Consider the following 11,265-nt stretch of genomic DNA (forward strand, 5'->3'; position numbering starts at 1 on the left):
TGAGCAAGTCAATCAAGGTATGCAAGGAGAACACGTGAAAGCACAGCGATTTGCTGCGGCACTTGCAGCGGCCAGCCTCGCGCTGGGTCTGACCGCCTGCTCGGGCGAGTCCGACAACACGGAGAACACCACCACCGCAGCCGAACAGGCAAGCGCATCCGACGCAGCGCCAGTGGCAGAAATGCCCACGGCGGAGGAGCTCAACGCAGTTCTGCAACGCGCCGCCGACCCGAACCTGCCGATTGCGGAGCGCGCCAACACCGTCCAGGGTGGCGAAACCACGCCGGAACTGTTCGATCTGATGACTCAGTCTCAGCAGGAATCAGGCGCGAACTTCCAGGTGGTCAACCCGGTGTTGCCGGGCTACACCACCAACTCGGTGTTGGCGACGGTGAACTTCACCCGACCGGACGCGGAATCGCAGCTGGCTGAGGATGTGGAGTTTGTGTACGAGGAGGGCCACTGGAAGATCTCGCAAAGCTGGGCGTGCTTCCTGGTCAGCAACACCTTGCCGCCGGAGCAGGTGCCGGACATGTGCAACACCGGCGCACCGGCCGCACCGGCTGAGGCCCCGGCCGAAGCCCCAGCCGAGCAGGCGCCTCCGGCAGCTCCTGGCCTGTAAGTTAAGCGCCGTACCGCACAGCCCGCGTGATGTCTTGGACCACGCGGGTTGTTTGCTCCCCGCCGGAGTACACCAGGTGGGTTGTCGCTTCCACCTCGCCTGACACTGGCAACGGGCGGGAGAAATCGACGGTGATGTGCCCCTTCGACGTGGTGGAAGAGGACTCCACCTCGATGTGCTGGCCGTTGAGGTCCCCGGCGGCATCGGCGTCGATCGTCATGTCCTTTTCCGAGGGGCGTTCCTCGATGTCGACGGCAAGGTCAACGGTGGAACCGGTAAGCGACTCGACAGTGTAGGTGGTGGTGCGCAACATCGTGTTGTCGCCGGCGACTCGGTTTTCCACCTTCCATACGCCACCCTCACCGATTGGCTCGGTGGGGAACACGACGTTTTGGGTGATCAGCGCCAGCAGGGCGGGCTCCACATGCTGCAGGCCGCGCTCCGGTGCTTCCGGTGGGGCGAGCAGTTTGATGGTGGAGATCTTCCCAGAGTCGTCGCCACGCCAGCTCATGCGGAAGCCTTCAGTGGCGGCGACGTCCTGGCCGATGTCCAGGTTGGAGTGTTTGCCGGAGCCGACGGTGAAGTCGATTCGTCGAGAAGCAGCTGCTTCTCCCTCGCCGGGTTCAGGTGCGTCACCAACCGAGATGTCCAGCGGCAACGTCGTGATCGCCACATCGCCGCCCCGGACCTGATCGCCCACTGTCTGCGCGACACCGGACGAGACCGCAACCGTGGTGGACCAGGGCTCGGCGTTCTCGGTGTACGACAACACGCGAGCATGTTCGCCCGTATCGACGACAGTGACACCCGGCTCGTCCACAGGGAACGCGGGCACGCCCTCGATCAGGTCTTCCTCGCCCGCGCATGCGGTGAGGGACAGTGACAAAGCAACGGCGGCAACGGCGGCAGTTAAACGAGACATCTTTAAGAACGTACCGCACGGCATACGCAGGGGTAGCGTCCGAGGCGCTAAGGTGGGACGGCGATGGAACAGGCAACGAAACCCCGCTCGACACCCCGCTACCTTGGTGTCGTGATCGCTGTGATGCTCATCGTGGCGGCGCTGGACCAGCTCCTGAAAATCATCATGGTCGCATGGCTGGAACCCGGAGTGCCCCACCCAGTGATCGGAGATTGGTTCCGCTTCTACCTGCTGTTTAACCCGGGCGCCGCATTTTCAATGGGGCAGAATTCGACGTGGTTATTCACCACCCTCCAACTTGCGTTTGTCATTGGTGCGCTGTGGTTTGGTCCTCGCATGTCCACACGTTGGGAGGCGTTTGGTCTAGCGCTGGTCGCAGGTGGCGCACTGGGCAACCTGTGCGACAGGTTGTTCCGTGAGCCTGGATTCTGGTTCGGACATGTGGTGGACTACATCTCCGTAGGCAGTTTCGCGGTGTTTAACCTGGCCGATGCTGCTATTACGGTCGGTGTGGTGGTGTTTGTCGTGGCCACCTTTGTTGCAGAGCGGAAGGGGGACAACGATGGGTAAGTTCCGGGCGCTTCCAGTGCCGGAAGGGCTGGACGGGATGCGTGTCGATGCTGCGATGTCGAAGCTGTTCGGTGTCTCCCGTGCCGTCGCCGCAGAAATTGCCGCGAACGGTGACGTGCTTGTCAACGGCACTGCTGCACAGAAATCGGAACGAGTCCACACAGGCGCCATGCTGGAGGTCACTCTGCCGGAGCCGAAGCGGGCGCCGCAGCCGGTCACCGAACTCGTTGAAGGTCTGGAGATCCTGTACAAGGATGCCGACGTCATCGCGGTGGATAAGCCTGTGGGCGTGGCGGCGCATCCGACCCTGGGCTGGGAAGGCCCCGATGTGGTCGGTGGGTTGCAAGCCATGGGATTCACGCTTCCCGATGCTGGCCCGCCGGAGCGCAAGGGCATCGTGCAGCGTCTCGACGTCGGCACATCCGGCGTCATGATCGTTGCCGCAAGCGTGCCCGCTTACTCCGCGTTGAAACGCGCCTTTAAAGAACGCACCGTGGACAAGACCTATAACGCGTTGGTGCAGGGGCTGCCGGACCCGACAGTCGGCACAATTGATGCACCGATCGGACGCCACCCTTCCGCTGGGTGGAAGTTTGCCGTCACGCAGGACGGCCGGCCGAGCGTGACCCACTACGAAGTAATTGAAGCGTTCCGCCGGGCGAGTCTCATCGAGGTGCACCTAGAAACGGGCCGGACCCACCAGATCAGAGTGCATATGTCCTCGGTGGGCCATCCCTGCGTGGGAGATCCGATGTATGGGTCGGACCCGACACTGTCGAAGCAACTCGGGTTGAAGCGCCAGTGGCTGCATGCCACCAGCCTTGGGTTCGTCCACCCGCGTACCGGTGAATATATGGAGGTCACCTCCGAGTATCCGGAGGACCTTCGTGTGGCGCTTGATGCGGTCCGTAACGGGTAGGCGGGTCGTCGCAACGCTGCTTGCAGCTGTTGTTGCGCTCTCAGCGTTGTGGGCGATTGGCGTTGCGACGCCACCACTGCCATCTGTGCTGCAAGGCGACACCCTCGGGCCCGAAGACGGGGAAGAGAACTACAAGCAACGTGCCGACGACACCTTGCGTGCCGCCGACGCCCCCGCGTTCGCGCTTGTGACGTTCGATACAGCATTATCTGCTCACGATGCTGCGGTGACGGTTGCGCCGGCGCGCCGGGCGAGTGCTCTGGTCGCGGACGGCGGAGCACCTATCGCGGTTGGTGAACCGCCTGCGGGGCAGCTACGTGACGAAATCTTCCAGCAAGCAACCACGCAGCCAATTGACGCAGTGATCGTTTACGGTTCAGGCGATGAACTCCGCGCGGTTGCCGAACAGCCAGCTGTTTTCGCCGTGGAAGTATTGCCTTCTGATGCTGTGTGGGGAGCGTTTGCATTGACCCGAAACGTCTCTGGGGGCCGTGTATAGTTTGCGGAGTTATATGCCTGCTACCGGGAGGAGACCCCTTGGCTTCCGAGACCAATCACTCGACCGCACGTCGCCGGCTGACACGCGTGAGCCTGGCAATTGTCACGTCGTCCGCACTGCTGCTCGGCGCGTGCGGATTCGGTGGCGATGGCAACGGCGAAGGCGAAGGTGACGGGCTGCAGCCCGGCGATTACACCGTCGTGTCCCAGGAAGGCGTCTCTGACAGTGTTGTCGTCTCCGGCAAGATTGAGCCGGTGCGCACTGTCAACATCACCTCGGCGGTGCAGTCTGAGGTAAAGAATGTTGCAGTGAAGGCTGGCGACAGGGTCCAGGCGCAGCAGTTCCTCGTTGCCATGAATACCGAGGAGCTGGAGCGCCAGTTGGCGGTCCAGCAAAAGCAGCAGGCGAACGCGCAGGCTGATGCGCAGGCCAACGTGCAGCAGGCGCAGCAGCAGTTGAACGCGTATCAGGCAAGCATCAATAACGGGACGCACCCGGCGATTGCTGCTGCTCAAGCGCAGGTCGACCAGGCGCAGGCGGCTTACAACGCTGCTGTTGCTGCAGAGGGCGGCCCGCGCTTGATCAACCGCGGCATGGCGGCTGTGGAGCAGATGGCGGGTCAGATCTCCTCGCTTGGCAATGCGACGGCAAAGCCCGGTGTTCCAGCACCACCGGCACAGCCGGCACAACCGGCACCGCAAGCTCCGGCGCAGCTCGCTGGTGGTTCGTTGAGCAAGCAGGAGGCTCAGGCGGCGCTGCAGCAGGCTCAGGCGGAACTTGAGTCCGCACGTGCGCAGGCGGCGCAGGAACGTGACCAGTTGCAGGCGCAGGTGAGCTCCGCTACCCGTCAGGCCGAGTCGGCGCAGCTTGGCGAGGGCGACGGCACCCTCGAATACCAAGTCCGTGAAGGCACCGTGTACGCCCCGATCGCGGGATTGGTGACCGAGGTTTCCGTGCACGAAGGCGACATCCCGCAAGGCAAATTGCTCAGTATTGCCGACGATTCCTCCCTGGTCATTCGGGCAGAGGTCCGTGAGTCGGACGTGCCAAACATCTCGGTCGGGGACCGGGTTGATTTCACGTCGACCGCAACTGGCAAGAAGCAGTTCAAGGGCAAGGTCACGCGCATTGCGCCGGCCGCGAGCGGTTCTGGTTCTGCTGAGGTTCCTGGCATGGCGATGGGCGGCGGCGGATCGCAAAATTCGAGCGAGGTGACGTTCCCGGTCGAGATCGAAATCACCGGCGACAAGGAAGGTCTGCTGCTGGGTGGTACCGCGCGTGCGGAGATCATTACCGCTGAGGCGAAGGACGCGCTCAACGTCCCGCTCGACGCCGTGTATGAGGAGGACGGCAAGAAGAAGGTTCTCGTCATGGCAACCGAGGGCGAAGATGCGACCTCTGGCAAGGTCGAGGAACGCATCGTGAAAACCGGTGCGTCCAACGACGTCGACATTGCCATTACGGGCGGCGACCTCAAGGCTGGCGATATTGTCGTGAACTGGCCGGACGAGTACCGCGAGCGTATCGGGGAGACCGTTGAGATCAACGACCCGAACTTCGACCCGGAGAAGGTCCGCGAGGCTCGCGAAGGCAAGAAGAAGCAGGACGGCGAGAAGGAGCAGCCGTAAGTGTTTCGCAGGAAAAAGCGTCCGCTTGACGACGACACCCTGACCGACACGACAGACACCCACGACCCGTTCTTCCTCGACGGCGAAGAAGACCCAGCCGATGAAGACGAACCGGTAGTTGAAACTGTCCCGGTGGAGGAAGTCGTCGATACGCAGCCGCGCATGGAGAACACCGGCAGGTTGATCGACATGCGCCGGATCGTGAAGACGTACAACGTTGGCGAGCCGAGCGAACTGACCGTACTGCACGGCGTGGATTTCTACGCTGAACAGGGCGAATTTGTTTCTATCGTGGGTCCTTCGGGCTGCGGTAAATCGACGTTGATGAACCTAATCGGCATGCTTGATCGCCCCACGGAAGGTGCGTATGCCTTCAACGGCGAACCTGTGTACGCGAAGCAGGACAAGGAACTGGCGCATTACCGCAGCCAAAACATCGGATTCATTTTTCAGAACTTCAACCTCGTTGGCCGCATCGACGCGCTGCAGAACGTGGCCATGCCGATGATGTACGCCGGTGTGCCGAAGCGCGAGCGCGAGGAGCGCGCCGCCGAACTGCTGGATCGCATGGGCATGGGGGATCGGTTGCACCACAACCCCAACGAACTTTCGGGTGGCCAGAAGCAGCGTGTGGCAATCGCACGCAGCCTGGCCAATGACCCAGGGCTGCTGCTTGCCGACGAGCCCACGGGCGCCCTGGATTCCAAAACCGGACGCATGGTCATGGATCTGTTCCACGAACTCAACCAGGAACTGGGCAAAGCCATCGTGTTTATTACCCACAACCCGGAGTTGGCTGAAGAAACCGGCCGGATCGTGGAAATGATGGACGGAAAAATCGCTCGTGTGCGCCAGCCGGGTGGGGTGAACTAGGTGAATATTCGCGAATCGCTACGGTTGGCGCTGTCCAGCCTGAATACCAACAAGTTGCGCTCGCTGCTGACGCTTTTGGGCATCATCATCGGCATCATGGCCGTGATCATCATCATGACGTTGGGCCGTGCCCTCGAGAACGATGTGATGGGTGGTCTGGAAGACGCCGGCACGACCACGTACCCGGTGATGGTGCACGAACGCGCGGAAGAAGGCGAGAAATCCGAGGACCCGTTTGCGGCGTTTGATCTTGCCCCGCCGACAAACGAGAACGATGCTGTCACGTTTGATCAGCTCAACGAGCTGCAAGCGTCGTTCGGCGACCGCGTGCAAGGCATCGATCTGGAGCTTTCCGGCGGTGGTGACGCACAGGTCGGGGACAACACTTCAAGTGTGTCGATCTACCCGTCGCTTGCGAGTTCGCTCGACATGCGTGGCCTGAAGGTTCAGTACGGTCGCGGGTTGGATCAAGACATCATTGATAGTCGTCGCCCCGTTGCCGTTGTGTCGCCAGAGCTGGTCGAGGCGTTGTTCGACAACGATCCGAGCAAGGCGCTCGGCTCCCGCTTCGACCTCATCATCGACGGCAAGCCGGCGGTGTTCACCATCATCGGTGTGCTGGAAAAATCGGAGAGCCAGCCCATGTTCGGGGAAACCGCGTTTGCGGACGCCTACATTCCGGTCACGGCCGCGGACAGGGTTGGCTTGGAGGCGGACTGGGTGTCGTCGTTTAGCGTGCGTGCTGCTGTGGATGAGGACCCGGAAGTGTTCCGCGCAGACCTGCAAACGTACCTGGATCGCATGTACGCCGGTAACGACAACTACGAGGCCGAGGTGTTCGATATCTCAGCGAGCCTCGAAGGCTTGACGACGATCTTCCGCACCCTGTCGACCGTGCTCTCCGCAATCGGCGGCATCTCGCTCCTCGTCGGCGGTATCGGCGTGATGAACATCATGCTGATCACGGTTACTGAACGCACCCGCGAAATCGGCGTGCGTAAAGCGCTCGGCGCAACCCACAATGATATTCGTGTCCAGTTCATCGTCGAGGCGATGCTGGTGTGCCTCATCGGCGGCGTCATTGGCGTCATCCTGGGTGGCGCTGTCGGCATGATCGCCAGCTCGGCGCTTTTGGAAATGACATGGCCGCCGATCGGAGCCGTGGTGTTCGCGCTGCTGTTCTCGCTGGCGACCGGTGTGTTCTTCGGCGCATACCCTGCGTCGAAGGCCGCGAAGATGCAGCCCATCGACGCGCTGCGCTACGAATAATTCGGACTTGCGTAGCCGTCTAAGATGAGCCGCATGGCCAAAAAATCCTCCTTCGTTCATCTTCATAACCACACCGAGTTCTCCATGTTGGACGGCATGGCAAAGGTGGACTTGCTGGCTGAGGAGGTGTCCCGCCAGGGCATGCCAGCAGTCGGCATGACCGACCACGGCAACATGTTCGGCTCCAATGCGTTTTACCGTCGCATGGTCGATGCTGGTGTGAAGCCGATCATCGGCATTGAGTCTTACATGGCACCGGACTCTCGTTTTAATAAGAAGCGTGTGCTGTGGGGTACGCCGGATCAAAAGCGTGACGATGTCTCCGCGTCCGGCGCATACCTCCACCAGACCATGCTCGCCGAGAACGCGACGGGTCTGCGCAACCTGTTCAAGCTGAGCTCCCTTGCGTCGTACGAGGGACAGTTGGGCAAGTGGCCTCGCATGGATGCGGAACTTATCGCCGAGCATGCTGACGGCATTATCGCGACCACTGGCTGCCCGTCCGGTGATGTGCAAACCCGCCTGCGCTTGGGCCAGTTTGACGCCGCGTTGGAGGCTGCGGCGATGTGGCAGGACATCTACGGCAAGGACAACTACTTCCTTGAACTGATGGACCACGGGTTGCACATCGAACGCCGCGTGCGCGACGACCTGTTGCGCATCGGAGAGATGCTTGAACTGCCGCCGCTGGTGACCAACGACTGCCACTACGTCCTCGAATCCCAGGCGCCCGCGCACGAGGCAATGCTGTGTGTCCAGACAGGCAAGACGCTGCTGGATCCGGACCGCTTCAAGTTTGATGGCTCCGGCTACTACATCAAGACTGCCGAACAGATGCGTGAGTTGTGGGACTCCACCGTGCCTGACGGGTGCGACAACACCCTGTGGATCGCGGAGCGTGTCGGCGACTACAGCGAGTTGTGGGAGGAACACCCGCACGATCGCATGCCGATCGCGGACGTTCCGGAGGGACACACCCCGACGACGTGGCTGCGTGAGGAGGTTCGCCGCGGACTGTCGGAGCGTTTCAACGGGGGAGAGGTTCCGCAGGAATACACCGAGCGTGCGAACTACGAGATCGACGTCATCGACATGAAGGGCTACCCCTCCTACTTCCTGATCGTTGCGGAGCTGATTAAGCACGCCCGCGAGATCGGCATTCGCGTTGGTCCGGGTCGTGGTTCCGCCGCTGGTTCGTTGGTTGCGTATGCGTTGACCATTACAAATATTGACCCGATGGAGCACGGCCTGCTCTTCGAGCGATTCCTCAACCCGGAGCGTCCGTCCGCACCGGATATCGATATCGACTTCGACGATCGCCGCCGCGGCGAAATGATCACCTACGCCGCCGAGCGTTGGGGTGAGGACAAGATCGCCCAGGTGATCACCTTCGGCACAGTGAAGACGAAGCAGGCGATTAAGGACTCGGCGAAGGTGAACTTCGGCCAGCCGGGCTTCCAGATGGCCGACCGCATCAACGGTGCCTTGCCACCAGCAATTATGGCGAAGGATATTCCACTGTCCGGCATCACCGATCCGGAGCACGAGCGCTACGCGGAAGCGGCTGAGGTTCGCTCGCTGATCGAGACAGATCCGGATGTGGCCAAGATCTATGAAACCGCCCGTGGACTTGAAGGCGTTGTGCGCCAAGCAGGCGTACACGCGTGTGCTGTGATTATGGCGTCTGTGCCGCTGATGGACCACATTCCGATGTGGAAGCGTCCTGCCGACGGTGCGATCATTACCGGTTGGGACTATCCGGCGTGCGAGGCCATTGGCCTGCTGAAGATGGACTTCCTCGGCCTACGCAACCTGACAGTGCTTGGCGACGCGCTGGAGAACGTGGAGAAGAACCGCGGCGAGACCATCGACCTTGAAGCCTTGGACACCGACGACGAGGCGGTGTACGAGTTGCTGTCTCGCGGCGACACTCTCGGTGTGTTCCAGCTCGACTCCGGAGGTATGCAGGAGCTTCTCAAGCGTATGAAGCCGACGGGCTTTAACGATATTGTCGCCTCGCTCGCTCTGTACCGTCCGGGCCCGATGGGTGTGAACGCTCACTGGGACTACGCCGACCGCAAGAATGGGCGCAAGCCGATCACTCCGATTCACCCGGAGCTTGAGGAGCCGCTGCGCGAGATTCTCGACGAAACCTACGGCCTGATCGTCTACCAAGAGCAGATCATGAACATCTCGCAGAAGGTAGCCAACTACACGGCTGGTCAGGCAGACGGCTTCCGTAAGGCCATGGGTAAGAAGAAGCCGGAGGTGCTGGCGAAGGAGTACGAGACGTTCTCTGCCGGCATGTTTGAAAACGGCTACTCCAAGGAAGCCGTCGATGCACTGTGGGGAACGATTGAGCCGTTCGCGTCGTACGCGTTTAACAAGTCGCACGCCGCAGGCTATGCGTTGGTGTCGTACTGGACTGCCTACATGAAGGCGAATTACGCCGCTGAGTACATGGCCGCGCTGCTGACCTCTGTGGGGGACAAGAAGGACAAGTCCGCGATTTACCTGGCGGATTGCCGCCACTTGGGCATTAGCGTGTTGCAGCCAGATATTAACGAGTCTGAAGAGAACTTCATGGCTGTCGGCAAAGACATCCGTTACGGACTTGCGGCTGTGCGAAACGTCGGTGCGGAAGTGGTGGAGTCCATCAAAGAGACCCGCAAGTCCAAGGGGCACTTCACCAGCTTCTCTGACTACCTGGACAAGATCGATCTCCTTCCGTGCAACAAGCGCATCACGGAATCGCTGATCAAGGCAGGCGCGTTCGATTCTTTGGGTCACCCGCGTAAAGGCTTGATGCTGATCCAGGAAGACGCGGTGGACTCAGTCTTGGCGACGAAGAAGGCCGCTGACAAGGGCCAATTCGACCTCTTCGCGGGCCTTGGCGGCGAGGACGGTTCCGCGAACTCTGCGTTTGCCATTGAAGTACCTGAAGACGAATGGGACCGTAAGCACAAACTCGCCCTCGAGCGCGAAATGCTTGGCCTATACGTGTCCGGGCACCCGCTTGATGGGTACGAGGAAGCCATCGATGCACAGACCGATACGCAGCTCACCACCATCCTGTCCGGTGAACTGCGTAACGGCGCAGAGGTCACCATCGGTGGGTTGATTTCGAATGTGGACCGACGCTTCTCTAAGAAGGACGGTTCCCCCTGGGCGATTGTGACCATCGAGGATCACCACGGCGCGCAGGTGGATGTGCTGCTCTTCAACAAGGTGTACGCGCTCGTCGCTCCGCAAATTGTGGAGGACAACATCATTTTGGTCAGAGCACATGTCTCAATTCGTGACGAGCGCATGAGCTTGTTTGGCGACGACGTCAAAGTCCCCGAACTTGGCCCCGGCAACGGTGCTGGCCTACCGCTTCGTCTAACGCTGCGGACGGACCAGTGCACCATCGACAACATTTCGAAACTCAAGGGAGTGCTGTCGAACAACCCAGGCGACTCAGACGTCTATCTCAACCTGGTCAACGGCGAACACAGTCAACTGATGATCCTCGGCGACCATCTGCGAGTGCACCGTTCTGCGAGCCTGATGGGTGATCTCAAGGCAACCCTGGGTGCGGGGATCTTGGGCTAGGGCGGACTATGCCGCTGCATAGTGTGCGGGTTTGGGGCTCGTGCGGTAGTGACTATGCCGCTGCATAGTGCGCGAGCTCGAGGATCCAGCGGTAGTGACTATGCCGCTGCATAGTCGGCTTCGATGATTCTCTGCGGCTGTACCGTTCTGCGAGCCTGATGGGTGATCTCAAGGGAACCCTGGGTGCGAAGATGCTGGGCAAGGGGGAAACTATGCCGCTGCATAGTGCGCGGGCACGAGGTACCAGCGGTAGTGACTATGCCGCTGCATAGTCGGCTTCGGTGATTCTCTGCGGGTGTACCGCTCCGTGAGCTTGTTGGGTGACGCCTTGGGTGCGGGGATGCTGGGCAAGGGGGAAACTATGCCGCT

Annotated in this window: 9 protein-coding genes; 8 read left to right on the plus strand and 1 reads right to left on the minus strand. The window is 61.0% G+C overall.

Annotated elements, in window-relative coordinates; translation table 11 throughout:
* Positions 1–34: 34 nt before the first annotated feature.
* A complete protein-coding gene (locus HMPREF3145_RS05315) occupies positions 35–622 on the plus strand; it encodes a WKL family lipoprotein (RefSeq protein ID WP_070422207.1) in 588 nt (195 codons plus the stop codon).
* Between the two features lies 1 nt (position 623).
* On the opposite strand, the gene HMPREF3145_RS05320 is transcribed toward HMPREF3145_RS05315, so the two are convergent.
* Positions 624–1,544 carry an oxidoreductase gene (locus HMPREF3145_RS05320; RefSeq protein ID WP_141740821.1) on the minus strand — a complete coding sequence of 307 codons (921 nt, stop codon included), beginning with the start codon at positions 1,542–1,544 and terminating at the stop codon, positions 624–626.
* 63 nt (positions 1,545–1,607) lie between these two features.
* On the opposite strand from HMPREF3145_RS05320, the gene lspA reads away from it, so the two are divergent.
* The 7 genes from lspA to dnaE all read left to right on the plus strand — a co-directional run bounded on the left by lspA (position 1,608) and on the right by dnaE (position 10,896).
* The gene (gene lspA / locus HMPREF3145_RS05325) at positions 1,608–2,114 is read left to right on the plus strand and encodes a signal peptidase II (protein ID WP_070422208.1); all 507 of its coding nucleotides are present in this window, start codon (positions 1,608–1,610) and stop codon (positions 2,112–2,114) included.
* The gene (locus HMPREF3145_RS05330; protein WP_070422209.1) at positions 2,107–3,033 is read left to right on the plus strand and encodes an RluA family pseudouridine synthase; all 927 of its coding nucleotides are present in this window, start codon (positions 2,107–2,109) and stop codon (positions 3,031–3,033) included. Before lspA ends, HMPREF3145_RS05330 begins: the two co-directional genes overlap by 8 nt.
* Entirely contained in the window at positions 3,014–3,532 is a 519-nt protein-coding gene (locus HMPREF3145_RS05335) for a hypothetical protein (protein ID WP_070422381.1), read from the plus strand. Before HMPREF3145_RS05330 ends, HMPREF3145_RS05335 begins: the two co-directional genes overlap by 20 nt.
* Before the next feature lie 38 nt (positions 3,533–3,570).
* A complete protein-coding gene (locus HMPREF3145_RS05340) occupies positions 3,571–5,160 on the plus strand; it encodes an efflux RND transporter periplasmic adaptor subunit (RefSeq protein ID WP_070422210.1) in 1,590 nt (529 codons plus the stop codon).
* 162 nt (positions 5,161–5,322) lie between these two features.
* Entirely contained in the window at positions 5,323–6,033 is a 711-nt protein-coding gene (locus tag HMPREF3145_RS05345) for an ABC transporter ATP-binding protein (RefSeq protein ID WP_070422382.1), read from the plus strand.
* On the plus strand, positions 6,034–7,302 hold the full coding sequence (locus HMPREF3145_RS05350) for an ABC transporter permease (protein ID WP_070422211.1): 1,269 nt from the start codon (positions 6,034–6,036) through the stop codon (positions 7,300–7,302). It begins immediately after the preceding gene.
* A 33-nt stretch (positions 7,303–7,335) separates the two neighbouring features.
* A complete protein-coding gene (gene dnaE, locus HMPREF3145_RS05355) occupies positions 7,336–10,896 on the plus strand; it encodes a DNA polymerase III subunit alpha (RefSeq protein ID WP_070422212.1) in 3,561 nt (1,186 codons plus the stop codon).
* Positions 10,897–11,265 lie beyond the last annotated feature (369 nt).

This window comes from Corynebacterium sp. HMSC05C01, from assembly GCF_001807155.1.
Taxonomy (GTDB): domain Bacteria; phylum Actinomycetota; class Actinomycetes; order Mycobacteriales; family Mycobacteriaceae; genus Corynebacterium; species Corynebacterium coyleae.

Bases quoted from the DNA above. Each gene is read 5' to 3' on its own strand.
- HMPREF3145_RS05320 (WP_141740821.1), bottom strand. From the start codon at position 1,544: ATGTCTCGTTTAACTGCCGCCGTTGCCGCCGTTGCTTTGTCACTGTCC.
- dnaE (WP_070422212.1), top strand. From the start codon at position 7,336: ATGGCCAAAAAATCCTCCTTCGTTCATCTTCATAACCACACCGAGTTC.
- HMPREF3145_RS05330 (WP_070422209.1), top strand. From the start codon at position 2,107: ATGGGTAAGTTCCGGGCGCTTCCAGTGCCGGAAGGGCTGGACGGGATG.
- HMPREF3145_RS05345 (WP_070422382.1), top strand. From the start codon at position 5,323: ATGGAGAACACCGGCAGGTTGATCGACATGCGCCGGATCGTGAAGACG.
- HMPREF3145_RS05335 (WP_070422381.1), top strand. From the start codon at position 3,014: ATGCGGTCCGTAACGGGTAGGCGGGTCGTCGCAACGCTGCTTGCAGCT.
- lspA (WP_070422208.1), top strand. From the start codon at position 1,608: ATGGAACAGGCAACGAAACCCCGCTCGACACCCCGCTACCTTGGTGTC.